Annotated in this window: 20 protein-coding genes; 14 read left to right on the forward strand and 6 right to left on the reverse strand. The window is 71.3% G+C overall.

Going from position 1 to position 25,255, the window contains the following annotated elements; genetic code table 11:
* The first annotated feature begins 106 nt into the window (after positions 1-106).
* Entirely contained in the window at positions 107-787 is a 681-nt protein-coding gene (locus tag FB561_RS16225) for a GAF and ANTAR domain-containing protein (protein WP_145807539.1), read from the forward strand.
* A complete protein-coding gene (locus FB561_RS16230; protein WP_145807541.1) occupies positions 784-1,512 on the forward strand; it encodes an ANTAR domain-containing protein in 729 nt (242 codons plus the stop codon). The genes FB561_RS16225 and FB561_RS16230 overlap by 4 nt, the downstream gene beginning before the upstream one ends.
* On the opposite strand, the gene FB561_RS16235 is transcribed toward FB561_RS16230, so the two are convergent.
* From FB561_RS16235 to FB561_RS16255, 5 genes are read right to left on the reverse strand one after another with little or no spacing between them, the layout of a single operon-like run.
* Positions 1,490-2,782 (reverse strand): DUF58 domain-containing protein, encoded by a 1,293-nt coding sequence (locus FB561_RS16235; RefSeq protein ID WP_145807543.1) that lies wholly within the window; start codon positions 2,780-2,782, stop codon positions 1,490-1,492. The genes FB561_RS16230 and FB561_RS16235 overlap by 23 nt on opposite strands.
* The gene (locus FB561_RS16240) at positions 2,782-3,759 is read right to left on the reverse strand and encodes an AAA family ATPase (RefSeq protein ID WP_145807545.1); all 978 of its coding nucleotides are present in this window, start codon (positions 3,757-3,759) and stop codon (positions 2,782-2,784) included. Before FB561_RS16240 ends, FB561_RS16235 begins: the two co-directional genes overlap by 1 nt.
* A complete protein-coding gene (locus FB561_RS16245; protein ID WP_145807547.1) occupies positions 3,756-4,904 on the reverse strand; it encodes a DUF4350 domain-containing protein in 1,149 nt (382 codons plus the stop codon). Before FB561_RS16245 ends, FB561_RS16240 begins: the two co-directional genes overlap by 4 nt.
* Positions 4,901-5,539: a DUF4129 domain-containing protein gene (locus FB561_RS16250; RefSeq protein WP_145807549.1), complete on the reverse strand. Its 639-nt coding sequence runs from the start codon at positions 5,537-5,539 to the stop codon at positions 4,901-4,903. The genes FB561_RS16245 and FB561_RS16250 overlap by 4 nt, the downstream gene beginning before the upstream one ends.
* A gap of 5 nt (positions 5,540-5,544) precedes the next feature.
* Positions 5,545-6,585, reverse strand: coding sequence for a hypothetical protein (locus FB561_RS16255; protein ID WP_145807551.1), 1,041 nt, complete (start codon positions 6,583-6,585; stop codon positions 5,545-5,547).
* Between the two features lie 217 nt (positions 6,586-6,802).
* Between FB561_RS16255 and mtrA the strand changes: the two genes are divergently transcribed.
* From mtrA to hpf, 5 genes are all read left to right on the forward strand, one after another.
* A complete protein-coding gene (mtrA, locus tag FB561_RS16260; RefSeq protein WP_130445425.1) occupies positions 6,803-7,480 on the forward strand; it encodes an MtrAB system response regulator MtrA in 678 nt (225 codons plus the stop codon).
* A 92-nt stretch (positions 7,481-7,572) separates the two neighbouring features.
* Complete coding sequence (mtrB, locus tag FB561_RS16265) at positions 7,573-9,210, forward strand: MtrAB system histidine kinase MtrB (protein WP_145807553.1); 1,638 nt, start codon at positions 7,573-7,575, stop codon at positions 9,208-9,210.
* On the forward strand, positions 9,207-10,964 hold the full coding sequence (locus FB561_RS16270) for an LpqB family beta-propeller domain-containing protein (RefSeq protein ID WP_145807555.1): 1,758 nt from the start codon (positions 9,207-9,209) through the stop codon (positions 10,962-10,964). The genes mtrB and FB561_RS16270 overlap by 4 nt, the downstream gene beginning before the upstream one ends.
* Positions 10,965-11,049: 85 nt before the next feature.
* A complete protein-coding gene (locus FB561_RS16275) occupies positions 11,050-11,739 on the forward strand; it encodes a ComF family protein (RefSeq protein WP_145807557.1) in 690 nt (229 codons plus the stop codon).
* Positions 11,740-11,954: 215 nt separating this feature from the next.
* The gene (gene hpf / locus FB561_RS16280) at positions 11,955-12,584 is read left to right on the forward strand and encodes a ribosome hibernation-promoting factor, HPF/YfiA family (protein ID WP_202880633.1); all 630 of its coding nucleotides are present in this window, start codon (positions 11,955-11,957) and stop codon (positions 12,582-12,584) included.
* A gap of 69 nt (positions 12,585-12,653) precedes the next feature.
* On the opposite strand, the gene FB561_RS16285 is transcribed toward hpf, so the two are convergent.
* A complete protein-coding gene (locus FB561_RS16285) occupies positions 12,654-13,460 on the reverse strand; it encodes a S1 family peptidase (RefSeq protein ID WP_145807561.1) in 807 nt (268 codons plus the stop codon).
* A 362-nt stretch (positions 13,461-13,822) separates the two neighbouring features.
* Between FB561_RS16285 and FB561_RS16290 the strand changes: the two genes are divergently transcribed.
* The 7 genes from FB561_RS16290 to FB561_RS16320 all read left to right on the forward strand — a co-directional run bounded on the left by FB561_RS16290 (position 13,823) and on the right by FB561_RS16320 (position 25,225).
* The gene (locus FB561_RS16290; protein WP_170284686.1) at positions 13,823-14,449 is read left to right on the forward strand and encodes a ComEA family DNA-binding protein; all 627 of its coding nucleotides are present in this window, start codon (positions 13,823-13,825) and stop codon (positions 14,447-14,449) included.
* 129 nt (positions 14,450-14,578) lie between these two features.
* Positions 14,579-15,727, forward strand: a complete 1,149-nt coding sequence (locus tag FB561_RS16295; RefSeq protein WP_420371358.1) for a winged helix-turn-helix domain-containing protein — start codon at positions 14,579-14,581, stop codon at positions 15,725-15,727.
* Between the two features lie 253 nt (positions 15,728-15,980).
* Positions 15,981-18,869, forward strand: a complete 2,889-nt coding sequence (gene secA, locus FB561_RS16300) for a preprotein translocase subunit SecA (RefSeq protein WP_145807567.1) — start codon at positions 15,981-15,983, stop codon at positions 18,867-18,869.
* A 199-nt stretch (positions 18,870-19,068) separates the two neighbouring features.
* Positions 19,069-19,641, forward strand: coding sequence for an OsmC family protein (locus FB561_RS16305; protein ID WP_145807569.1), 573 nt, complete (start codon positions 19,069-19,071; stop codon positions 19,639-19,641).
* Between the two features lie 74 nt (positions 19,642-19,715).
* Positions 19,716-20,966 (forward strand): NAD(P)-binding domain-containing protein, encoded by a 1,251-nt coding sequence (locus tag FB561_RS16310; protein ID WP_145807571.1) that lies wholly within the window; start codon positions 19,716-19,718, stop codon positions 20,964-20,966.
* Positions 20,963-22,150, forward strand: a complete 1,188-nt coding sequence (locus tag FB561_RS16315) for an NAD(P)/FAD-dependent oxidoreductase (protein ID WP_145807573.1) — start codon at positions 20,963-20,965, stop codon at positions 22,148-22,150. Before FB561_RS16310 ends, FB561_RS16315 begins: the two co-directional genes overlap by 4 nt.
* A gap of 33 nt (positions 22,151-22,183) precedes the next feature.
* A complete protein-coding gene (locus FB561_RS16320; RefSeq protein WP_145807575.1) occupies positions 22,184-25,225 on the forward strand; it encodes an ATP-binding protein in 3,042 nt (1,013 codons plus the stop codon).
* The last annotated feature ends 30 nt before the right edge of the window (positions 25,226-25,255 follow it).

Genomic DNA, 25,255 nt, shown 5'->3' on the forward strand with positions numbered 1-25,255 from the left:
ACATGATTCAGCCGCAGGAAGGGTAAAGTTTCCAGTGCCTTCAAAGCCGTTGGGTCGGCCCGAACCACCGGGTCGGATACTCATAGTCACTCGGGGACCACTGGGCATGATCGATCGCGCGGCGTTGCTGGCTCGCCTTGCGCAACTCACGGCTGCGCGCGGCAGGGAACGTCGACTGGCCGACCGGCTCTGCGAGGCCAGTTGTCAGATCCTTGGCGTCGACGGGGGTTCCATCAGCGTGCACACGACGACTGTCAACCGCCTCACCCTGGCCGCCACCGACGACCTGTCGAACCGTTTCGAGGACCTGCAGGACGTGCTCGGCGAGGGGCCCTGCCGGGACGCCTACCGGTTCAACCAGCCGGTCGTCACGAACCTGCACGACACCGTCAGCGCCAGGTGGCCGGAGTTCACCCGCGCCGCGCTGGAAAGTGCCGACGACCTGACCCTGCTCTGTTACCCGATGCGGCCGGCGATGGTGCCGCTCGGGGTGTTCAGCCTCTACGTCCAGGGCGACGGCCTGCACGCCGTGTCCGAGGAGACGCAGTTCCTGGCCGACGCGCTCGGCGCGGCGGTCCTGTACGACCCGGCGACCCAGGAGGACGGCACCTGGTCGATCCGGGCGACGGTTCACCAGGCCACCGGCATGGTGGTCGCTCAGTTGCAGGTCGGCGTCGACGACGCGTTGGCGATCCTGCGGGCGCACGCCTATGCCCACGGGACGACACTGGCCGAGATCGCCGAGGAGGTCGTGCAGCGCCGCCTCGACTTTCGGGAGGAAACATGACCGAGGCAAGTCAGCAGCTGCCTCCGGGTGTCGTCCGGGAGCTGGCCGCCGCGACGACTGCGCTGACCGAGGACCACGACGTCGTCGGTACTCTCACCCAGTTGCTGGTCGGTTGTGCCCGGGTGACCCGGGCAGAGGCGGCCGGACTGCTGGTCCAGGGACCGGCACCTGGTTCGCTGGAGTTGCTGGCGTCGACCAGCCATCGCGCCGCGGAGCTCGAGCTCTACCAGCTGCATACCGACCAAGGTCCCTGTATCGAGGCGATCCAGGAGAACGCGCCGAGGTCGGCCACCGGGCTGGCCGAGGTGACCGGTCGCTGGCCGCAGCTGGTCGGGGTGTTCCTGAAGAACGACTTCACCGGTGCGCACGCGTCACCGTTGCGCTGGCGCGGTGAGGCACTGGGCGCGCTGGGACTGTTCTTCGCCGACGGCACCGCGGCCGAGGGGATCGACGACCTCGCCCAGGCGTTCGCGGACATGGCGACACTGACGATCGTGCACGCCGGCACGGTGTCCGCGGACCAGGTGATCGAGCAGACCCAGGCGGCGCTGGCCGAGCGGACCGTGATCGAACAGGCCAAGGGTGTGCTCGCCTACCAACGCGGGCTGCAGATGGACGCCTCGTTCGACGAGCTGCTGACGATGGCCGCCGAGCAGGACCGGCCGGCTGCCCAGGTGGCGGCCGAGATCGTCCGCCGGGCAGCTACAGGCGACCAGCCTTCTTGAGCGCCAGGTAGGTGTCGGCCAGCGCCGGCGCCAGCTGGTCCGGGTTCTCGTCGACGACGGTGACACCGGCCCGGGTGAGGACCGCGGTGACGCGTTCCCGGTCGAGGCGGGAGCGCGCCGCCGAGGCCGCGCCGTACACCTCGATCAGGTCGCCGCGGGCGGCTTCGAGCTCGTCCAGCCGGGGGTCGGCGACGGAGGCCAGCACGATCAGGTGCCGGCGCAGCAGCGGCCCGATGATCGGCAGCAGCGACTCCTCGATCACGGCCGGGTCCAGCCCGGTCAGCAGGACGACGAGCGAGCGCTGGCCGAGGCGTTCGAGCACCTGCGACACCACCACCCGGAAGTCGGTCTGGACCAGCTCCGCGTCGACGGTGGCGAGCGCGTTCACGAACGACGGCAGGACGTCGGCGGGGGCCGGCCTGCGGACGTCGGCGCGGACCGCGGAATCACAGGCCAGCAGCGTGACCCGGTCACCGGCCCGGGTGGCCAGGGCCGCGAGCAGCAGAGCCGCGTCCATCGCGTGGTCGAGCCGAGGCGCGTCGCCGACCCGGCCGGCCGACATCCGGCCCGAGTCGATCACGATCGCCACCTGCCGGTCCCGTTCGGGACGCCAGGTCCGCAGCACGACGTTGCCGCGGCGGGCGGTGGCTCGCCAGTCGATCGAGCGCACGTCGTCGCCGGGAACGTAGTCCCGCAAGGAGTCGAACTCGGTGCCCTGGCCCCGGACGAGCAGAGCGGTACGCCCGTCCAGCTCGCGCAACCGGGCCAGCCGGGACGGCAGGTGCTTGCGGCTGGTGAACGGGGGAAGCGCCCGCACCGTCCACGGCACCCGGTGCGATCCCTGCCGGCCCGCGAAGCCCAGCGGACCGATCGACCGGACCGTCACCCGGTACGCCTGCCGGTCGCCGCGCCGCGTCGGTACCAGGGTCGTCGTGAACCGGCGGCGTTCGCCCGTCGGCAGGTCGAGGCGGTGCGGCGGATCCTGGACCCCCGCGGACGGCGGCCAGGCGTCCCGGAGGAGCCCGCGGACCCGGCGGCCAGGGTTCGCGACCAGGAGGGTGACCGTGGCTCGCTCGCTGAGGCGGACCGCGTTGTCCCCCTCCCGGCCGAACTGCAGCCGCCGGGGCGAACCTGCGAGCAGGACGTCGGTCAGGCAGACCACCAGCACGACGGCGACGACCAGGCCGACGCCGGACCAGTTCGGCAGGACCAGGGCGACGAGGACGACGCCGAGCGCCGCGAGCAGCCCGGCCCGGCCCGTGACGACCATCAGCGGGGGACCGGGACCGTGGCCAGCACGCTCTCCAGCACGGCGTCGGCGGTGACCCCTTCCAGCTCCGCCTCCGGCCGGATCTGCACCCGGTGCCGCAGACAGGGCCGCGCCATCGCCTTCACGTCGTCCGGGATCACGTAGTCGCGCCCGGACAACCACGCCCACGCCCGGGCGACCGCGAGCAGCGCCGTCGCACCACGCGGCGACACCCCGAGCTGCAACGAGGGCGACTGCCGGGTGGCCCGGCAGAGGTCGACGACGTACGCCAGGACGTCCTCGCGGACCGCGACCCGGCGGACCGCGGCCTGTCCGGCGCGCAGGTCCTCGGGGCCGGCCACCGGACGCAGCCCCGCCGCGGCCAGGTCGCGCGGGTCGAAGCCCTGCGCGTGCCGGGCCAGGACGGCGATCTCCGCGTCCCGCGGCGGGATGTCCAGGGTCACCTTGAGCAGGAACCGGTCCAGCTGGGCCTCGGGCAACGGGTACGTGCCCTCGTACTCGACCGGGTTCTGGGTGGCGGCCACCACGAACGGCTCCGGCAGCTTGCGCGGGACGCCGTCGACGGTGACCTGCCGCTCCTCCATCGCCTCGAGCAGCGCGGCCTGCGTCTTCGGCGGGGTCCGGTTGATCTCGTCGGCGAGCAGGATGTTGGTGAACACCGGCCCGGGCCGGAACTCGAACTCGCTCGTCTTCGCGTCGTAGACCAGCGACCCGGTGACGTCACCGGGCATCAGGTCCGGGGTGAACTGGACCCGCTTCGTGTCCAGCCGCAGCGCGGTCGACAGCGCCCGCACCATCAGCGTCTTCGCCGTCCCGGGCACGCCTTCGAGCAGGACGTGTCCCTTGCACAGCAACGCCAGCACCAACGCGGTCACCGCGGTGTCCTGGCCGACCACCGCCTTGCCGATCTCGGTCCGCAGCTCGACCAGCGCCTGCCGGGCCCGCTCGGGAGTCACGTCAGCGCTCGTGGTTGTCACGGGTGTTCTACCTCCTGGAGAAGCCGATCGAGCTCGTACGACAAGGACATCAGGGCCGCGTCGTCCGCGGGTGCCATGCCGTACAGGAGTTCGTACAGCATGGCCGGGTCGCGACCGGTGCGGGCGGCAACGGTCGCCACCACCGCGTTCGGGTCTGCCCGGCGGGGGATGCCGTGGGCCTTGTGCAGCTTGCCGAGGGCGGACTCGCGCAGCGCGGCGGCGGCCCGGTCCCGGGCGCGGGAGCGACGGTACAACCGGGCGCGGCCCTCGGTGGTCTCCGCCGCGTGGACGATGACGGGCAGCGGCTCGGGGACGACGGGGCCGAGCCGGCGACCTCGCCACAGCGCGATGACGAACGCGGCGAACGCGAGCGACCAGGCGACGTACCGGACGCCCGGCGGGACGACCGGTACGTCCTCGTCACCTGCTTTGCCGTACGCCGTCGAGTCGTACTGCGGGAGATACCAGACCAGCTCCTCGTGGGTGCCGATCAGGTTGAGCGCGAGGGCCGCGTTGCCGTCCTCGGCCAGTTGGGAGTTCGTGAAGGAGCGGGGCGTGCCGATGACGTCGACGGTCCGGTCACCGTTCTCCAGCCGGATCACGGTGTGGTTGATGCCGTCGCCGTAACAGGTCTGCGCCTCCGACGGTGCGGAGTACGACGTCCCGGCCACCGTGGCGGTCCCGGCCTTCACCGCGGCCGGCAGGTCGCAGCCGGGCTGACGGCTCTCCTCGGACAGACCGGCACTCACGCTTTCGATGCCTGGGGCAAAGACTTCCAGGGCGCGTTCGTCCGGCCGGACCAGGATCACGTGGTCCCAGCCAGCCGAGCCGATCCGCTGCCAGTCGCTCCTGCTCAGCGCACCTCCGGGCGTGATCAGCAGCGCACGGCCCTCCCCATCGGCTTGCGCGTCATCCACGTTCTCCGTACCGGTCACCTCCACCCCGTGGTCACGCAGCAGGCTCGCGAGGGCTCGCGCGCCGGTCGGCTCGGCGGAGTCCGGGCTGAACGGTCCGGTGGTCCGGGCCGTCGTCGCGATCATCACGACGAACACCCCGAGGACGAGCAGCCCGGTGATCAGCAGCGGCATCCGCAGGACGCGCCAGCTCTCGGCGGCGCTCCGGCCGACCGGAGTACTCGTGCTCATCCGCGCACCAGCGCCCTGGTGCTCACCTTGCGGGCGGCCTCGTCTGCGGCGACGACGGCGGCGTACCGCTCGGGCGTCCCAGGACGATTGCCGTAGACAACTTCGGTGAAAACGTCCGCCCCCGGCTGCAACCTTTGCCGCAGCTCCGGTACCACCTGCGCCGCGTCGGCCACCGCCTCGTACGCCGTCCGGCCGGCCCGTTCGTCCAGCACGGTGCGCTCGGTCAGCTCGGCCACACAGGCGCGGAACCGGCTACGGACAGCGGCCGCGTAATCGCCGGCAGCGGCCTCCTGCTCGGCCTGTGTCCGATACTGCGTTGCGGTCAGCGGCCTGGCGGTGTCGAAGACGGCCTCGGTGCTCGTGGACCGCGTGGTACGAAGCACCCCGGCCCGCCAGAGCACGACGATCACCACCAGCGCGATCAGGCCGATGAGCATGTACAGCCCACCGTTGCCGCCGCTCGCCGGGTCCACCAGGCCGTCGAACAGGTCGTAGATCCACTCCAGCACCTTCTGGATCGCCCGGGAGATCAGCGAGTCGCCGGCCTGGCCGTACACCGGCTTCGACAGCTCGCGGGCCGCCTCGGCCGCGGCGTCGTCGCGGCTGATGTCCACCGGTGGTTCGGACGGGAACATCGCGATCACCACCCCGATCCGGTCGGTTGTCCGGCCGGCAGCTCGGTCGGCCGGAGCGCGGGCCGCAGCCACAGGTCGAGGCCCTCCCGCCGGACCCGGAGGTCCAGGTAGATCAGGGCCTGGACCGCGGACATGAAGGCCAGGCTCGCGATCAGCGTCAGCACCGTGGCGACACCGGCGGCGGCACCGACCGCGACGGCCACCACGACCGCGCTGTCGCTGTTGCTGCCGTCCGCCCACGCACCGAGGGTCAACACCAGAGTGGTGATGCCGAACTGCAGCGCGTAGCTGACCACGTTCACCACCAGGCCGCCGAAGAGCAGGATGCCGAAGACCCGCCAGAACCGGCCGCGAACCAGCTCCCACGAACGCTTCAGGGCGCCCCAGATCCCCACCCGGACAGGGATGTACAGCCCGATGTCCGGCGCGTGCTTGCCCTCCAGCAGGACCACCGTCCCGGCCAGGACCAGCCGGATCCCGACGAAGAGCACGAGCAGACCGCCCACCAGCATGAGCACCAGGGCGAGCCCGCCGGCCACCTCGGACGAGATCGCCGCGTCCGCTCCGCTGCCCAGGCCGACCACGGCGAGCAGCCACCCGGCGATGAGCAAGACGAACGACAACGACTGCGCGAGCCCGACCGCGGCGAGCGCGGGCAACGCCGGCCGGACCAGGCGGAGCAGCTCCTTCGGGCCGAGCCGGTGCGCCAGCTGGCTGCGGATCGCCGCCAGCGCGATGATCCCGGCCAGCATGCTCGACACGACCGCGAACAGCACCAGCTGCACGGCGTACGTGAGCAACAGCGCGGCACCCGCCTGTGCCAGCGGATCATCGGCCTCCAAGAACCCACCGATGCCGCCCGGTACCGCCACCTGGGTGAGCGCGGCCTGGACGGCGGCCAGCGCGATCCCGGCCAGCACCGGCAGGCCGAGCATGATCGTCTTGTTCTCGGAGATGGTCCGGGCCGCGTTGTCCAGCAGGTCGGCGGGCAGCCACGGGCGCAACGGCTCGGCAACGGTCTCCCGGACTCCCAGGTCGTCCCGCACGCCGCCTCCGCTCGCTCGCCGGGTCACCGGGTTGTCCCCGGCCCGCGCTGTGCACCATGATCTCCCCCCGGACGGTCACCGGCCGCCCTGGTTGGGCGCCCTCCGGCGATCCGGCGTGTGCATTACCCCGGGAATGGGACACTATCCGTAGTGCGTACGGCAGCGCACTGGACTCGAACCGGCAAGGAGCAACGGCGTGGCAGACGGTAACCGGACGATGCGGGGCCGCATTCTCATCGTCGACGACGACACCGCGTTGTCGGAGATGCTCAGCATCGTGCTGCGCAACGAGGGCTACGACACGTACCTGGTCGCCACCGGGGACAAGGCCGTGCCGGCCTTCCGTGAGTTCAAGCCGGACCTGTTGCTGCTCGACCTGATGCTGCCGGGGATGGACGGAATCGACGTCTGCCGCGCGATCCGGGCCGAGTCCGGCGTACCGATCGTGATGCTGACCGCGAAGAGCGACACCGTGGACGTCGTGCTGGGCCTGGAGTCCGGCGCCGACGACTACGTGGTGAAGCCGTTCAAGCCGAAGGAGCTGGTGGCCCGGATCCGGGCCCGGCTGCGCCGGATGGACGAGCCCGGGCCGGAGTCGCTGACCATCGGGGACCTGACCATCGACGTGGCCGGCCACTCGGTGAAGCGGGCCGGCGAGACGATCCAGCTGACCCCGCTGGAGTTCGACCTGCTGGTCTGCCTGGCCTCCAAGCCCTGGCAGGTGTTCACCCGTGAGGTGCTGCTGGAGCAGGTCTGGGGCTACCGGCACGCCGCGGACACCCGGTTGGTGAACGTGCACGTGCAGCGGCTCCGGTCGAAGATCGAGAAGGACCCTGAGCACCCCGAGATCGTGGTCACGGTCCGGGGCGTCGGTTACAAGGCGGGTGCGGACTGATCGAGTACGGCCGCGACGAGACGTCGCCGGCGGAGAAACCGGACCAAGAACCGGAACCCCGCGGTACCGAGATCGAGCTCACCGCCGCCGGGGTGGACTGGCACGCCCTGCCGCAACCGTTCTGGCGGACCCACCCCAAGCACTGGCCGGACCTGTGGCGGCGCTCGATCCAGGCCCGGATCGTCACCGGCACGCTGCTGATGTCCGCGGTGGTGGTGATCCTGGTCGGCTGGGTGATGATGAGCCAGGTCACCGACGGCGTGCTGGAGTCCCGCCGGACCAGCGCCCAGGCCGAGGCGGCCGCCCAGCTCACCACGCTGAGCAACTCGATCAACGCGGCCGACCCGGCCGCGATCAGCCAGAACCTGTCCCAGCTGGTCCAGGGCTCCAACCGGGCCGGCCTGTACGACGTGGTGCTGGTGCCGACCGACTCGTCCGGCTCCACCAACATCCGCAGTACCGGGCTGGTGGAGTCCTCGTCGATCCCGCAGCAGCTGCAGTCGTCGGTGTCGAGCGACGAGAGCAAGCTCTACGACACGTACACGCTGATCAAGTACGACGGCCGGCCGAGCGAGCCCGGGCTGGTGATCGGCTCGAAGGTCCGGGTGAACTCCACCGGCGAGCGGTACCAGGTCTACTTCCTGTTCCCGCTGACCGCACAGCAGGAGATCCTCGACGTGGTCCAGCGGGCCCTGGTCACCGCCGGGTTGCTGCTGGTGCTGCTGCTCGGCGCGGTCGCCTGGCTGGTCACCCGGCAGGTGGTCACCCCGGTCCGGATGGCCCGCCGGATCGCGGAGCGGCTCGCGGCCGGCAAGCTCGAGGAGCGGATGCAGGTCCGCGGGTCCGACGACCTGGCCCGGCTGGCGGTCTCGTTCAACAAGATGGCCAGCAACCTGCAGCAGCAGATCCGCCGGCTGGAGGAGCTGTCCCGGTTGCAGCGCCGGTTCGTGTCCGACGTGTCGCACGAACTGCGCACCCCGCTCACCACGGTCCGGATGGCGGCCGACCTGCTGCACGAGTCCCGCGACGAGTTCGACCCGATCAGCCGCCGGTCCGTCGAGCTGCTGCAGAACGAGCTCAACCGGTTCGAGGAACTGCTCGCCGATCTGCTCGAGATCAGCCGGTTCGACGCGGGCGCCGCCGCGCTGGACCTGGAGGACGTCGACCTGCGCGACATCGTCGCCCGGGTGCTGGAGAACCACGAGACCCTGTTGCAGCGCAAGGGCTGCGAGGTGGAACTGGACATGCCCGTACCGTGCCGCGCCCAGGTCGACTCGCGCCGGATCGAACGGATCCTGCGCAACCTGGTCGGCAACGCGATCGAGCACAGCGAGGGCCTGCCGATCCGGATCAGCACGGCGACCGACGACGACGCGGCCGCGGTCGCGGTCCGCGACCACGGGGTCGGGTTCCGCGCCGAGGAGGCCGAGATGGTGTTCAGCCGGTTCTGGCGGGCCGACCCGGCCCGGGCCAGGACGACCGGCGGGACCGGGCTCGGCCTGTCGATCGCGCTCGAGGATGCCCGGTTGCACGGCGGCCGGCTGGACGCGTGGGGCGCGCCCGGCGACGGCGCGTACTTCCGGTTGACCCTGCCGCGCAGTCCGGACATCACCTTGTCGGGCTCCCCGCTGCCGTCCCGGCCGACCGATGCCCGGCGGGTGGTGCCCGACCTGTCCCTGGTCGACGTCGGCGCGCCGTACCAGAAGCTCACCGGTGGTGAGGACCGATGAGGACGAAGCTGCTGGCCGCCGCGGTGATCACCGTGCTGCTGCTGACCGGGTGCGCGGCCGTACCGACGCAGGGCCCGATCCGCAACGGGAGTCCGGACGGCCCGGTCCAGCAGGTCAACGGTGTCGTCATCGAGGCCCAGTCGCCGCGCAAGAACGCCAAGCCGCTGGTGATCGTGAACGGCTTCCTGGAGGCGATGTCGGACTCGCGCGCCTTCAACGTGGCCCGCGAGTACATGACCCCGGACGCGGCCGCGGCCTGGAAGCCGGAGACCAAGACCTACGTCTACGACCAGAGCTCGACCAAGTCGCTGTCGGCGCTCGACAACAGCCGGATCGAGCTGCGCGCACCGTTGATCGGCACCATCGACGAACGCGGTTCCTGGACCCCGGCGGCCCGTGGCCAGACCGTGCAGTTCGTGTTCAAGATCTCCGAGGCCGACGGCCAGTACCGGGTCTCCAGCGTGCCGCCGGGCGTGTTCCTGGGCAGCAACCAGCTGGAGCCGCAGCTGCAGCCGGTCGCGCTGTACTTCCTCAACCGGGAGCGCAACATGCTCGTCCCGGACCCGATCTACCTGCCGCTGAACCTCCCGCCCGGGCAGCGCGCGACCCTGCTGATCCAGGGCCTGCTGAACGGCCAGACCAGCCGCCTGGGCAGCGCGGTCGGCACCGCGGCCCCGGCCGGTACGCAGATGAACGTGTCCGTCCCGGTCGACGTCGGGGTCGCCACGGTGACGCTGAACGACGCGGTCGCGGGCCTGAACGAGAGCGACCGGCGGGCCCTGGCCGCGCAGATCGCCTGGACGCTGCGCCCGATCAGTACCCGGGTCCGGATCACCGTCGACGGGGCGAAACTGCTGCAGGAGTCCGAGATCGTCTCCTACAGCGACTTCCTGGACTTCGACCCGTCCGTCCCGGCGAACCAGATGAAGGACCTGTACGGGGTCCGGGCCGGCAAGATCCAGCGGATCGCCCAGGACGGCTCGGCCACGATCGGCGCGAACCCGCTGAACAACAGCCAGCTGTACCAGTTCCCGGCGGAGTCGTTCGCGGTGGACCTGCGCGGCGAGTTCGGCGCCATCGTCACCCGGATCGACGGCGAGCGGGTGATCGCGGTGGACCGGCTCGATCCCGGCGACAAGGACGGCAAGGTGGAGACGCTGGCGACGGCCGGGACGGTGCTCCGGCCAAGCTACGACAACGCCGGCAACCTCTGGGTCGTCGACCGTGCCGAAAGTCCGGCCCCGCGACTGCGGATCCGGTCCCGGGAGGGCAAGCTGACCGAGATCCAGACCACCTTCGGCGGCCTCACCCCGGTGCAGTTCCGGATCGCGCCGGACGGGGTCCGGGTGCTGCTGGTGCTGCGGAAGAACGGCACCGTCACGGTGCAGACCGCGACCATCGGCCCGAACGCGCAGAACCAGCTGGTGCTGGGCAACTACCGCCCGCTCGAGCTGCCGTTGACCGACATCAGCGACGCCACCTGGTACCAGAGCGGCCTGCTGGTCGCCGGACGGGCCCGGGCCGGGGCGGCGCGGCAGCCGTGGCAGGTCAACGTGGACGGGTCCCAGCCACGGCCGATCCCGGGCGTGAGCAACGAGTTCCAGGCCGACAAGCTGGCCGCGAACCCGAACATCGACACGCTGCCCGCGGTCCAGGACCAGTCCGGCCAGTTGCACTGGCAGACCAAGGACCTGAGCTGGTTCACCCTGGAGGAGGACCCGCCGGCCCCGATCGACCCGGTCTACCCGGGCTGATTCCTGGGTTCACCTGGTCCGGTTGTCCACAGCCGGGCGCGGATCCGGTTGCGGCCGGGTGGGCGGATCCCGCAGTGTTGCCGGGGTGCCGCTGGGGGACGCGTTCGCCGATCTCGTCCTCGGCGGGACGTGCGCGGGCTGTGGGCGCCCCGGCCGCACGCTCTGCGCCGCGTGCCGGACCGAACTGACTACGGTCGCACCGTTTCGCGCCTGGCCCGCTCCGGTGCCCGACCGGCTCCGCCCGCCGACCGCGGCCACTGCGTACGACGGGGTGGTGCGGCGGGTGATCCTCGAGCACAAGGAGCACGCGCGGTACCGGCTCGCGGGTCCGCTCGGGCGGCTGCTGGCCGAGGCGGTCCGGACCGGATTGGGCGACGGCCGGGCCGCATGGCTGTGCCCGGTGCCGTCCTCGTGGACCACGGTCCGGGGCCGCGGCCACGACCCGCTCCGGCGGCTGACGATAGTTGCCGTCCGCCACCTCCGGCGACAGGGGTACGACGTCCGTGCGGCCGACGCGCTGCGGGTGCTCCGGCGGCCCGCGGACCAGTCCGGCCTGTCGGCACAGGCCCGTGCGGCCAACCTGGCCGGGGCTTTCGGGCCGCGTTCGCGCTGGGCTGAACCGCTGACGGATCAACCGGTCCTGGTCGTGGACGACGTGCTCACCACCGGATCCACGCTCGCGGAAGCCTGCCGGGCCTTGGAATCGGCCGGAATCGGGGTGCTCGGCTGCGCCGTCGTGGCCGCCACCGCTCGGACTGCGACACACCCTTCATGAGAACTTCCCTACCGGTTTTCGCCGAAGCCGATTAGCGTTGGCCTATGACACCCGCCAGGGCTTGTCGGGCAGTGAAGTGGTCGAGGACCGGATCAGCCGGATTCCTCGCCGCGGAGTCCGACCGGTTCGGAGGCGGGTGTCGTCGTTTCGGGCGCCCCTTCCTTGGAAACGGGGGTCCGGAGACGTAAAGAAGTCGCCGATCGATGGAGGTTTCCGTGGACGTCGTTGTCAAGGGTCATCACTGCGAGGTCAGTGACCGCTTCCGGCAGTACGTCGAGGAAAAGCTCGCCAGGATCGAGAAGGTCGATCACCGGGTACTGCGTTGCGAGGTGGAAGTCAGTCAGGAGAAGAACCCGCGACAGCACGATCGGGCGATGCGCGTCGAGCTCACCATGTACACCAAGGGCCCGGTGGTCCGGGCCGAGGCGTGCGGTGAGACCAAGCAGGCGGCGTTCGACGTCAGCCTGGACCGGCTGCGGGCCCAGGTCCGCAAAGCCGCCGACCGACGCCGGGTCCACCGTGGCGACCGCACCCCGGAGGGGCTGCGGCACGTCAACGCGAAGCAGACGATGAACGGCAACGAGCCCGAGGTAGTGGAGGACAACGCCACCGAGGACGAGGTGGCGACGCGCAAGGTCGGACCCCTCACGGTCACCGGCGACGGTCCGCTGGTGATGCGGGAGAAGACCCACACGGCCAAGCCGATGTCGCTCGACCAGGCGCTCTACGAACTGGAGCTGGTCGGGCACGACTTCTACCTGTTCGTGGATGCCGACGAGAACCAGCCGAGCGTCGTCTACCGGCGGCGCGGCTACGACTACGGCGTCATCCGGCTCGCCGTCTGAGTCTTCGGGAGGAGCACACGCAAGCGGGGCCCGGGATCATCCCGGGCCCCGCTTGCTGTGCGGAGTGGGTCAGCTGTCGATCTGGGCCTGCAGCTGGGCGGCGTACGTGGCGACCTCCGCGTAGACGCCGGGGTTGCCCGCGTCCGCGCAGCCGACGCCCCAGGAGACGACGCCGAAGAGCCGGCCGTTCAGGACCAGCGGGCCACCGGAGTCACCCTGGCAGGAGTCCTTGCCGCCGTCCTCGTACCCGGCGCAGATCTCGCCGTTCGCGGTGAAGCCCTCGCTGGCGTACGCCGACTCGCAGAACGCGTCACCGAGGACCGGGACGAGCACCTTCTGGAACGTGTCCGCCGGGCCGGTGCCCTCGGTCGAGCCCCAGCCGTACACCGTGGACTGCGCGCCCTCGGCGTCCGCGGCGGTGTCGGTCTCCAGCGCCAGCGTCTCGACGCCCTCGAACGGCGTGGCCAGTGTCATCACCGCGACGTCGTGACCACCTTCCTTGCCGTAGTCCGGGTCGGCCCAGATGCTGGTGATCTTCGAGGTCTGGCCACCGGAGTCGGACAGCTTGTCGCGGCCCTGGACCGCGGTGTAGGTGCCCGCGGCCTCGGTCGCGCAGTGCGCGGCGGTGACGATCTTGGTCGGCGCGACGAGGGTGGCACCGCAGTACTGGCCGCTCGGGACGGGCGAGTTGCTGTTGTTCAGCGCGATGGCCCAGGGGGCGTCGGCGGTCTTGGCGAGCTCACCGCCGACGATCCGGGTCTGCGGCCCACCGGGCGCCGGTGCGGCCGACGCGGTGACGGCGACAGCGCCGAGGGAAGCGGTGGCGAGAGCGCCCGCCGCGAGGACAGCACGGACCAGCTGGAATTTTCCTGTCATGCCTCACTCCACAGGTCAAGGGCCACACGGGCGGCGTGGCCTACCACCGCAGAGTCCCTTGAACACCAGGAGTAGCGCACCTCTCACTTATGGTAACTCCGGAGTTATGACCACTCACTTCGACGGAGCGGGCACCGAGCCGACCGCTGACTACTATGCGGCTCATCCCACCGAACGCTGGAGTCACTGTGCAGCCGTCACCACCACCTCAGTCATGGACTGCGCAGAACTGGACGCCGCCGGCCGGATCCGCGCCGCTGCCCCCGACCTCCGCAGGCTCGCAGGCCGCTCCCGACCCGTCGGGATGGGGCCCGCGGTTGCGGCGGTGGGGGACGAAAGCGCTGGTTTACGCCGTACCGCTGGTGACGTTCGGCCTCGGTGCCGCGCCGCTGTTCGGCGTGCTGGCCGCCCAACGGCGGAGCCGGGAACTCGGGGTGACCGCAGTCGTCTACGGAGCGGGGACCGTCACGTCCTTCGCGTTGCTCATCGGTGCGCCCGAAGACAGCTGGATGTCGACGGCCGGTGTCCTGCTGCTGTTCGGGTTCGTGTTCACCTCTGCCGCGCACGCGGCGCTGATCGTGCCCGCTCCGGCCGCGCGGCTGCGGTCGTGGTCGCCGTCGCGGTCGGCGCGGCCCGCGGTCCCGGCGCTGCCGGTCGAGGTCCGTCGGGAGCAGGCCCGCCGACTGGCCGAGCGCTACCCGGCCGTCGCGCGCGAGCTGTGCATCGGGCGGCCGGATCAGCCGCGGGCCCTCGGCGACGGCGGACTCCTGGACCTGAACGAGGTCTCGACCGAGCACCTCCGCACCGTGGTCGGCATCGGTCCGGCCCAGGCCGACGCGATCGTCACCGCCCGCCGGACCTGGGGCCGGTACGGCTCGGTCGCCGACCTGGTCCATCGCGGCCTGATGCCGTTGCCCCTCCCGCCGGAGGTCGAGCAGCGCCTGGTCGTGATCCGGCCCGGCGACACACCACCTGCGCTGACGCGATGAGCACGCCCGCCCGGTCAGCAGGTCCGCCGGGTTCTGTCGGTGCGGACCGGCAGAATGCCTGAGGTGACTACGACCCAGGTGCTGTCCCAGGCGCAGGCTCGGCGGATCGCGCTGGCCGCGCAGGGTTTCATGGATCCCCGGCCCAAGGGCGTCGCCGACCTGCGCATGCTCAACCGGGTACTCGGCCGGATCGGGCTGATCCAGATCGACTCGGTCAACGTGCTCAGCCGGGCCCAGTACCTGCCGCTGTACTCGCGCCTCGGTCCGTACCCACGCGACCTGCTCGACCGGGCCGCCGGGAAGGCGCCGCGCCGCCTGGTCGAGTACTGGGCGCACGAGGCGTCGCTGATCCCGGTCGAGACGCACCCGCTGATGCGCTGGCGGATGGAGCGGGCGACCACCGAGGCGTGGGGCGGTCCGCGGGCGATCGCGGTGGAGCGGCCGGACCTGGTCAAGCAGGTGCTCGCCGACGTCCGCGACCACGGCCCACTGACCGCGCGGCAGATCGACGACGACGTGGAGCGCGACCGGAACCACTGGGGCTGGAACTGGTCCGACGTGAAGCGGGCCCTGGAGTTCCTGTTCTTCGCCGGGGAGATCACCGTGGCCCGGCGGAACCAGCAGTTCGAGCGGCTCTACGACCTCCCCGAGCGGGTGCTGCCGAAGGCGGTCGTGGCGACCCCGACGCCATCGCTGGACGAGGCGCACCGCGGATTGGTGTCGATCGCGGCCCGGGCGCACGGGGTGTCGACCGCGCAGTGCCTGAAGGACTACTTCCGCACCTCCCCGGCGCCGACCGCCCAGGCGATCGCCGAGCTGGTCGAGGAGGGCGAGCTGCTGCCGGTGACGATCCAGGGCTGGAAGCGGCCCGCGTACCTGCACCGCGACGCCCGGCTGCCCCGCCGGGTGAACGCGCGCGCCCTGGTCAGCCCGTTCGACTCGCTGGTGTTCGAGCGGACCAGGACCGAGGTGCTGTTCGACTTCCGGTACCGGATCGAGATCTACGTGCCGGCCGAGAAGCGCGTGCACGGGTACTACGTGCTCCCGTTCCTGCTCGGGGACCGCCTGGTGGGCCGGGTGGATCTGAAGGCGGACCGGGCCAGTGGGGTGCTGCTGGTCCAGTCCGCGCACGCCGAGCCGGGCGCACCGGCCGAGACCCCGCGGGAGCTGGCCGCCGAGCTGGTCCAGCTGGCCGGCTGGCTCGGCCTGGACCAGGTCCGGGTGGCCGGACCGGGCGACCTGGCCCCGGCCCTGAGCCACGCGCTGATCGGCCACTGACAGTCGCCTGCTCGCCGCTGTCCGGAGCGGTGCGGAGCGACGCGAGGCGCCCGGGCGGAACTTTTCCGGCCGGCCGGTCGTGCCTTAGTTGAGGGGCGGGGCACGCACGGGAGGTGGCTTGACTCACCGAGCCCCGTACCATGGGTGGCGCCCGCCCGGCGGGTTGACCGCGCCGTTCCCGGATCGGGCCGGCGGCGGCGTTCCGGTACGACCCGCCCATCAGGCTTCAGCAGCAAGGAGAGAACTCCCCACCATGAAGGTGATCGACAAGGTCCTGCGGATCGGCGAGGGCAAGACGCTGCGCCGGCTCGAGGGCATCGCCAAGCTGGTCAACTCCATCGAGGACGACTTCGTCGGCATGTCCGACGAGGAGTTGCGCGGGCAGACGGACGAGTTCAAGCAGCGGGTGGAGAACGGGGAGTCCCTCGACGCGCTGCTCCCGGAGGCGTTCGCGGTGGTCCGCGAGGCCGCCAAGCGGACCCTGCACCAGCGTCACTACGACGTCCAGATCATGGGCGGCGCCGCGCTGCACCTGGGCAACATCGCCGAGATGAAGACCGGTGAGGGCAAGACCCTGGTCGGCACCCTGCCGACCTACCTGAACGCGCTGTCCGGCAAGGGCGTGCACGTGGTCACCGTGAACGACTACCTGGCCAAGTTCCAGGCCGAGTGGATGGGCCGGGTGTACCACTTCCTCGGCCTCGACTACGGCGTGATCCTGCCGGAGATGACCCCGGCCGAGCGCCGGATCGCCTACGGCAAGGACATCACCTACGGCACGAACAACGAGTTCGGCTTCGACTACCTGCGCGACAACATGGCGTCGAACATCGACGACTGCGTCCAGCGCGAGCACAACTACGCGATCGTGGACGAGGTCGACTCGATCCTGGTCGACGAGGCCCGGACCCCGCTGATCATCTCCGGCCCGGCCGAGGACTCGCAGCGCTGGTACGTCGAGATGTCGAACATCGCCGGTCAGCTGAAGCCGCGGTTCGCCGACGACAAGGTGCCCGAGGACCAGCGCCCGGTCGCCGACTACGAGGTGGACGAGAAGAAGCGCACCGTCGCCATCCTCGAGCGCGGGATCGAGAAGGTCGAGGACCGGCTCGGCATCGACAACCTGTACGAGTCGGCGAACACCCCGCTGATCAGCTACCTGAACAACGCGCTGAAGGCCAAGGACCTGTTCAAGCGCGACAAGGACTACGTGGTCGTCGACAACGAGGTGCTGATCGTCGACGAGCACACCGGCCGGACCCTGCACGGCCGCCGGTACAACGAGGGTCTGCACCAGGCGATCGAGGCCAAGGAGAAGGTCGAGATCAAGGAGGAGTACCAGACCCTCGCGACGATCACCCTGCAGAACTACTTCCGGCTCTACGACAAGCTGGCCGGGATGACCGGTACGGCGATGACCGAGGCGGCCGAGTTCTCCAAGATCTACAGCCTCGGCGTGGTCCCGATCCCGACCAACAAGCCGATGATCCGCGAGGACCAGCGGGACCTGATCTATCGCACCGAGGACGCCAAGTTCGACGCGGTGGTCGAGGACATCGTCAAGCGGCACGAGACCGGGCAGCCGATCCTGGTCGGCACCACCTCGGTGGAGAAGTCCGAGCGGCTCTCGGCCCAGCTGCGCAAGCGCAACGTGGCGCACGAGGTGCTGAACGCGAAGCAGCACGCCCGGGAGGCCGCGATCGTGGCCGAGGCGGGCCGCCGCAGCGCGGTCACGGTGGCCACCAACATGGCCGGTCGTGGCACCGACATCATCCTCGGCGGCAACCCGGAGTTCCTGGCCGACAAGGACCTGCGCGCCCGCGGGCTCGACCCGGTGGAGACGCCGGAGGAGTACGAGGCCGAGTTCCCGAAGGTGCTGGAGAAGTTCGAGCTGCAGGTGAAGGAGGAGCAGAAGGAGGTCCGCGAGGCGGGCGGCCTGTACGTCCTCGGCACCGAGCGGCACGAGTCCCGGCGGATCGACAACCAGCTCCGCGGCCGGTCCGGCCGGCAGGGTGACCCGGGCGAGTCCCGGTTCTACCTGTCGCTGGAGGACGACCTGATGCGGCTGTTCAAGCGCGAGATGGTCGACTGGGCGATGTCGCGCAACGAGGACGACACCGTCCCGCTGGAGAACAAGGTCGTCACCAAGGCGATCGCGTCGGCGCAGTCCCAGGTCGAGGCGCAGAACTTCGAGACCCGGAAGAACATCCTCAAGTACGACGACGTGATGAACCGGCAGCGGCACGTCGTGTACGACGAGCGGCGCCGGGTGCTCGAGGGCGCGGACCTGCACGAGCAGGTGCAGGACATGCTCGACGAGACCGTCACCGGCTACGTCCAGGGCGCGACCGCCGACGGCTTCGCCGAGGACTGGGAACTGGACCCGCTGTTCACCGCGCTGAAGACGCTGTACGGCACCGAGCTGACCGAGGACGAGCTGGTCGAGGAGGCCGGCGGCGACCGGGCCGGGCTGACCCAGGACTTCCTGGTCGAGCGGTTCGTCACCGACGCCCGGGAGGCCTACGCCCGCCGCGAGGAGCTGCTCGGCAGCGAGGCGATGCGCGAGCTGGAGCGCCGGGTGGTGCTGAGCGTGCTCGACCGGAAGTGGCGCGAGCACCTGTACGAGATGGACTACCTGCGCGAGGGCATCGGGCTGCGCGCGATGGCGCAGCGCGACCCGCTGGTCGAGTACCAGCGCGAGGGCTACGACATGTTCGCCGCGATGATGGAGTCGATCAAGGAGGAATCGGTCGCGTTCGTCTTCAACGTCGAGGTCGACGTCGAGGCGATGCAGGCCGAGATGGCCGCGGCTGCCGAGGTGGTCGAGGAGGCCGAGGACCTGCTGATGCCGGGCACCCCGCTGTCGGAGTTCCGGAACCGGGACTCCGACGAGGAGCGCCCGCAGGACACCCCGCGGCTGCGCGCCAAGGGCCTGAGCACCGAGTCCCGGCCGCAGCGGTTGTCGTACTCCGCGCCGACGATCGACGGTGACGAGGAGGTCGCGGTCCGGACCGACGGCGACGCGGCCGCCGGTGGGCTCGAGTACGCCGGGACCCCGCGCAACGTCGCCTGCCCGTGTGGTTCGGGCAAGAAGTACAAGCGGTGCCACGGTGATCCGCAGTCGGACGCCTACAAGCACTGAGCCGTACCGCGCCGAGGCCGCCCCGGGGTTGATCCCCGCGGGCGGCCTCCGCCTTTTCCGGGCGGAATCGACGGGTGGAAACGGCGGGGTGGAAGGTCAGGGGGAAGGTCGGTGGAAGGTTCGGGGAAGGCGGGGCTCCTAGCGTCCGGAGGACAGCACAGCGCGCCGGGCCGACCCGGCCGGACCCAGGGGAGTACCGATGACCACCACCACCGAGAGCCCGCGCCGCAACGGCGTGGACACCGCGACGCTGTTCGCCACCCGCGACGCCGTCAAGGCGCAGCCCGAGCTGGCCGCGTTCCAGTTCCGGGCGAGCAACACCTGGGTGACGGGCACCCACAGCCGGTCGACCGCGGCCGATTTCCACGGTGCGCTGCAGGAGCAGCGGCACACCGAGGACACCGTGCTCGACTTCGACCACCCGGTCGTCCTCGTCGGTACGGACCACGGGCCGACGCCGGTGGAGTACCTGCTGCACGCGATCGCCGCCTGCCTGACCGCCGGAATCGCCAACATCGCCGCGGCCCGGGGCGTCGAGCTGACCAGGGTCACGTCGACGGTCGAGGGCGACATCGACCTGCTCGGCATCCTCGGCCTGTCGGACGGCTCGGTCCGCAACGGCTACGAGCAGATCCGGGTCACCCTGCACGTCGAGGGCGACGCCGACGACGAGACGTTGCGCGGCATCGTCGAGCAGTCCCGCCGCCGCTCGGCCGTGTACGACGTCCTCGCCAACCCGACTGCCGTCGCCATCGACGTGGTCACCGGCTGACCGCACTGCACCCGCGGACCCGGACCGGTGGCCGTGAGCGCCGCCGGTCCGGGATCGGCCGGAGGAGGAATGTCATGCACTCCATCGACACCGTGGTGGTCGGCGCCGGGCACGCCGGTCTCGCCGTCAGCCGGTTGCTCGGCCTGGCCGGACGGGACCACGTGGTCCTCGACCGCGGCCGGATCGGCGAACGCTGGCGGACCGAGCGCTGGGACTCGCTGCGCCTGCTCTCACCGAACTGGCTGACCCGCTTGCCCGGGTGGCCCTACGGCGGCGCGGACCCGGACGGGTTCATGACCGCCGCCCGGTTCGTCCGTCACCTCGAGCGGTACGCGACGTCCTTCGACGCCCCCGTCCTCGGCGGGACCACGGTCCGCGAGCTCCGCGCCTTCGGCGACGGCTACCTGCTGATCACCGACCGCGGTACCTGGCGGGCAGCGAACGTCGTCATCGCGACCGGCCCGCACGCCGTACCGGTGGTGCCCGCGGGACTCGCCGCCACCGGCCTCGAGGTCGTCACCGCGAACCGGTACCGCAATCCCGGTCAGCTCGCGCCCGGTGGAGTCCTGGTCGTCGGCGCCTCGTCGTCGGGCGTGCAACTCGCCGACGAGCTCAACCGCGCGGGCCGGGACGTCGTCCTCGCCGTCGGACGGCACACCCGGTTGCCGCGGCGCTATCGCGGGATGGACATCTTCAGGTGGCTCGACATCACCGGCAAGCTGGCCCGGACCATCGACGAGGTCCCCGATCCCGTGGCCGCGCGGCACGAACCGTCGATGCAACTCGTCGGCACCGACAGCGCACCCCGCGACCTCGACCTGGTGACCCTGCAGGACCAAGGCGTCCGGCTCGTCGGCCACTTCGCCAGGCTGGAGGGGACCAGGGCTCGCTTCCGCCCGGACCTGGCCGAGCAGGCGGCCGTCGCCGACAAGCGGTTGACCCACTTGCTCGACTCGATCGACTGGTACGCGGCGTGGACCGGCCTGGGCACCGAGATCCTGCCGATCACGCGACCACGACGGCTCGACGTACCGGCACCCGTGGAGCGGCTCGACCTGGCGCGGGAGGGGATCGGTACCGTCCTCGTCGCAACCGGGTACAGGCCCGACACCAGGTGGATCCGGCTACCCATCACCGGTCCCGACGGCGCGGTCCGGCAACGGCGGGGCGTCACGCCCGCACCCGGGGTGTACGTGGTCGGCCAGCGGTTCCAGTACCGGCGGGATTCAGCGTTCATCGACGGTGCTCGGTACGACGCTGCGGACGTGGTCCGGCACCTCACCGGATCGGCAGCGGGCAGCGTCGGAGCGGAGCCGGCCGCATGAGCGCGCAGTACGACGTGGTTGTCGTCGGTGCTCGCGTCGCTGGTGCGGCGACCGCGCTCCTGTTGGCCCGAGCAGGCGCCCGCGTCGCGCTGGTCGATCGGAACGCCTACGGCAGCGACACGATCTCCACACACGGCCTGATGCGCGGGGCCGTGTTGCAGTTGTCGCGCTGGGGCCTGCTGGACGAGGTGGTGCGCGCCGGGACACCCCGGATCGAGCGGACGCTCTTCCACTACGCAGACAGCGATCCCGAGCAGGTCGCCATCCGCGCCACCCCCGGCGTCGACGCACTGTACGCACCACGGCGCCACGTCCTCGACCGGATCCTCGTCGACGCTGCAGCGAAGGCGGGAGTCCACGTACACCACGAGGTGAAGGTCACGGAACTCCTGCAAAACAAGGACGAACGCGTACTCGGTGTCCGCGGACAGGACCGCACCGGGAGGAACATCGAGCTCCACGCCACCGTCACGGTCGGCGCCGACGGCCTCCGCTCGACCGTGGCGAGCCTGGCCGGGGCCGAGGTCGTCGAACGCGGCCGCACTCGCAGCGCCGTCCTCTACCGGTACTACGCCGGAGCGCGTCCCGCCGGGTACGAGCTCGCGTACTCCGTGGGCAGTGCGGCAGGCTTCATCCCCACCAACGACGGCCAGACCTGCGTGTTCGTGGCGACCACCCCGGACCACCTGCGAACCCTGCGCCGCGATGGAGCCGACCAGGCCTTCAGCGCTTTGCTTACGGACACGGCACCGCACCTCGCGGACCGGATCGCGGCGGCGGATCCCGAGAGCCGGTTGACCGGATGGGCCGGCGTCGCCAACTTCGTCCGCCGCTCCGGGGGACCGGGGTGGGCGCTGGTCGGGGACGCGGGCTACTTCAAGGACCCGATCACCATGCACGGCATCACCGACGGACTCCGGGACGCCGAACTCCTCGCCGACCAGCTCGTCGCCGTCCTCGGCGGCCAGGTGCCCGAGTCGGTGGCCCTCACCCGGTACCAGGCGATCCGCGAACACCTGTCGCGCGCGATGATCGGGGCTACCGAGGCGGTTGCGGCGTACACCTGGGACCTCGACCAGGTCCGCGTCCTGTTGCGTGAGGTCAGCTCGGCCATGAGCGACGAGGTCGAGCACCTGCAGACCCACCCGGCTCCACCGCTTCTGACCGGAGACCGGCGCGCGTAGCGTGGTGGTCGTCAGGGGAGGGGCGGGGCGGCGATGACCGTCAGGATCAGATTGCTCGACGGCTTCGCGGTGACCGTGGACGGCGTCCCGGTTCCCGCGCCGACCTGGCGACGCCGCCCGGCCGGTGCCCTGGTCAAGCTGCTCGCGCTCTCGCCGGAGAGCCGGCTCCACCGTGATCGCGTGGTCGACGCGCTCTGGCCCGACGTCACCCTCGACCTCGCGCTGCCTCGGTTGCACAAGGCGGCCCACTACGCCCGGACCGCGCTGGGACACCGGGATGCCGTTGTCCTGAAGGGAGAAGTGGTTGCCTTCTTCCCCGGAATCACGGTGGAGGTGGACGCGCTGGCGTTCGAGACCGCCGCGGATCTCGCCCTCGCTTCGGACCCACCGTCGCCGGCCGCCTGCGCCGACGCGTTGAAGCTGGCGGGCGAGCTGTTGCCCGAAGACCTGGCCGAGTCCTGGCTGGAGGAACCTCGCGAACGCCTCCGTCTTCGCGTCACCCAGCTCCTCCGAGGCGCGCACCGCTGGGAGGACCTGCTCCGCCTCGACCTCGCGAACGAGGAGGCGCATCTCGAACTCCTCCGCGAAGCCGTCCTCGCCGGTGACCGCACCACGGCACTCCGCCGGTACGCCCGGATGCGGGAAGCCCTGGAGTCCGAACTCGGGATCACGCCGAGCCCCGAGGCCGTCGTACTGCGGGATCGCGCGTTGGCCGCTGTCTCGTCTCCCGATGAGGTGGTTGAGCTGTCGGCCGAGCTGGTCGAGCGGGACGAGGAGCTGGCCGCGTTGAGCACGGCGATCCGTTCGGTGGTCGAGGAACGTCGGGGCGTCGTGGCGCTCGTGTCCGGTGAGGCCGGGGCCGGGAAGTCGGCGTTGGTGCGGGCGTTCGTCGGTGGCTTGGACCAGCGGATCGCAGTTGCTCTGGGTGGTTGCGACGACCTGCTGGCGCCGAGGAGCCTGGGCCCGTTCCGGGACATGGCCGCGGTGGATCCGCAGATAGCGGAAGCGCTGGACCGGCCGGAGGATGCGCTGCCCGGACTGCTCCGGGTGTTCGCCGCCCGTCCGTCGGTCGTCGTGGTCGAGGACGTGCACTGGGCGGACGACGCGACGCTCGACGCGATCCGCTTCCTGGCTCGCCGGGTCCCCGGGATCCCGGCTGCGCTGGTGCTGACGTTCCGCGAGACCGGTACCGATCCGGCGCACCCGCTGCGGCAACTCCTCGGCACCCTGACCGGTCCGGCCGTCCGCCGGGTCACGTTGCCGCCGCTCAGCGTGGACGCGGTCCGCCGGCTCGGGGCCACCTCGTCGGCGCAGGCGGTCGAGATCCAGCGGGTGACCCAGGGCAACCCGTTCTTCGTCACCGAGGTGCTGGCCGCCGGCGGGACCGGCGTACCGCACACCGTCCGCGACGCGGTCCTCGCGCGGCTGGGGACGTTGTCGGTGCCGGCCCGGACCGTGGTCGAGCGGCTGTCCGTGATTCCGACGCGGGCGGAACGGTGGCTGGCCGAGACGCTCGCTTCCGGTGATGCGGACCTGCTCGTCGAAGCGGAACGGTCCGGCATGCTGGTCGGCGGGGAGAGCACCGTGGCGTTCCGGCACGAGCTGGCCCGGCAGGCGATCGAGTCCGCGCTGACCGCGGGTGAACGGGTCCAGGCCAACCGGGTCGTGGTCGACGCTCTGCTCGGTCACCCGGAGGTGGAGCCGTCCCGCTTGGTCCACCACGCCGACCGTTGTGGCCGGACCGACGTCATCCTCGCCCAGGGCCCGGCCGCCGCCCGCGAAGCGGCCCGCCTCGGCGCACACCGCCAGGCCGCCGAGATTCTGGATGTCGTCCTGCGTCACCACGACCTGCTCGAACCAGCTGAAGCCGCTGACCTGTACACGAGGCGCGCGTACTCGCTCTACTTGGTGAACCAGTACGAGGCGGCGCTCGACTGCGCGCAGTCCGCTGTCACCGCGGCCGAAGGGGACGCGGTGCTGCAGGCCGACGCGTTGATCGTGCTGTCCCGCGTCGCGCTGTTCGCCCGTGGCCCGCTCTTCGCTCGCTGGGCATCTGCGCGGGCCGTCGACCTGCTCGACTCCGGTGGCGACGATGCCCGGCTGGCCGCCGCCCTCACCGAGGTGGCTCGCGCCCACGGCAATCTCGCGACGGTCGGCGGCGTCGCGGAGCCGAGCGAGCTGGCCGAACAGTACGCCGAGCGCGCGTTGACCATCGCGGAAGCCCTTCAACGCAAGGAGCTCGAGGCCCAGGCGCTCTGCTACGTCGGCGACGCCCGGCTGGCTCGTGGAGATGCGCGCGGGGAGGCGGATCTCCGCCGAGCGATCACGTTGGCCGCCTCGGACAGTCGTGCGGAGAACCGCGTCCGCTGCTACGTCAACGCGGCCGGGGGCGCACATCGCACTGGCCGGCTGGACGACGCGCAGCGGTACGTCGCCGCTGGTCTGCGCGCGGCCGCCGACGGCGAGTTCTTCGCTGGCCAGTACCGGCTTCGCCTCACCGCGGCCGCCGTGCAGGCATGCCGTGGTGAGTGGGACCAGGCGATCACCGGTCTCCGCGAACTTCTGGCCAGCCCCGGTGAACCAGGGTTGATGGCCGCCCTGGCCCGCAGCGTTCTTGCCCGCCTGCTGGCTCGTCGCGGCGACCCCGCAGCCGCCGACGTCCTGGCGCCGGCACTCGCGGATCCGATCGGCGCCGACGACACGTACATCGCGGGGCCGCTCGCGATCGCGCAGGTCGAGCTCGGCTGGCTGGACGGTTCGCTGGGTGACCTGACCGACGAGGCACAGCGTGCCCTCGACCTGGCCGCGGCGACCGGGCACCGGTCGATCCAGGCCGAGCTGGCCGTGTACCTGCAGCGAGCCGGCCTCGACGTCCCTGGGCCGACCGACCCACCAGGACCGTGGGCGCCGACGCTCGCCGGTCGCTGGCGGGAGGCCGTGGCCGCGTGGGCGGCGCACGGTGACGAGTACGAGCAGGCCGTCGTCCTGGCGCGGGCTCCGACGTCCGCGGCTCGGGCTGAGGGGCACCGTCGCCTCGCGGCTCTCGGCGCGGTCGCCACCCTGCCCGCCGTTTGACCCAGCTGTAAGACCAGTGCGCTCCGAGGT

The organism is Kribbella amoyensis, assembly GCF_007828865.1.
Lineage (GTDB): Bacteria > Actinomycetota > Actinomycetes > Propionibacteriales > Kribbellaceae > Kribbella > Kribbella amoyensis.

What these genes read in the sequence shown, in the direction of transcription:
- FB561_RS16225 (WP_145807539.1), top strand. Translation starts at nt 107, where the DNA reads ATGATCGATCGCGCGGCGTTGCTGGCTCGCCTTGCGCAACTCACGGCT.
- FB561_RS16230 (WP_145807541.1), top strand. Translation starts at nt 784, where the DNA reads ATGACCGAGGCAAGTCAGCAGCTGCCTCCGGGTGTCGTCCGGGAGCTG.
- FB561_RS16235 (WP_145807543.1), bottom strand. Translation starts at nt 2,782, where the DNA reads ATGGTCGTCACGGGCCGGGCCGGGCTGCTCGCGGCGCTCGGCGTCGTC.
- FB561_RS16245 (WP_145807547.1), bottom strand. Translation starts at nt 4,904, where the DNA reads ATGAGCACGAGTACTCCGGTCGGCCGGAGCGCCGCCGAGAGCTGGCGC.
- FB561_RS16250 (WP_145807549.1), bottom strand. Translation starts at nt 5,539, where the DNA reads ATGTTCCCGTCCGAACCACCGGTGGACATCAGCCGCGACGACGCCGCG.
- mtrA (WP_130445425.1), top strand. Translation starts at nt 6,803, where the DNA reads ATGCGGGGCCGCATTCTCATCGTCGACGACGACACCGCGTTGTCGGAG.
- FB561_RS16270 (WP_145807555.1), top strand. Translation starts at nt 9,207, where the DNA reads ATGAGGACGAAGCTGCTGGCCGCCGCGGTGATCACCGTGCTGCTGCTG.
- FB561_RS16285 (WP_145807561.1), bottom strand. Translation starts at nt 13,460, where the DNA reads ATGACAGGAAAATTCCAGCTGGTCCGTGCTGTCCTCGCGGCGGGCGCT.
- FB561_RS16295 (WP_420371358.1), top strand. Translation starts at nt 14,579, where the DNA reads ATGGATCCCCGGCCCAAGGGCGTCGCCGACCTGCGCATGCTCAACCGG.
- secA (WP_145807567.1), top strand. Translation starts at nt 15,981, where the DNA reads ATGAAGGTGATCGACAAGGTCCTGCGGATCGGCGAGGGCAAGACGCTG.
- FB561_RS16305 (WP_145807569.1), top strand. Translation starts at nt 19,069, where the DNA reads ATGACCACCACCACCGAGAGCCCGCGCCGCAACGGCGTGGACACCGCG.
- FB561_RS16310 (WP_145807571.1), top strand. Translation starts at nt 19,716, where the DNA reads ATGCACTCCATCGACACCGTGGTGGTCGGCGCCGGGCACGCCGGTCTC.
- FB561_RS16315 (WP_145807573.1), top strand. Translation starts at nt 20,963, where the DNA reads ATGAGCGCGCAGTACGACGTGGTTGTCGTCGGTGCTCGCGTCGCTGGT.
- FB561_RS16320 (WP_145807575.1), top strand. Translation starts at nt 22,184, where the DNA reads ATGACCGTCAGGATCAGATTGCTCGACGGCTTCGCGGTGACCGTGGAC.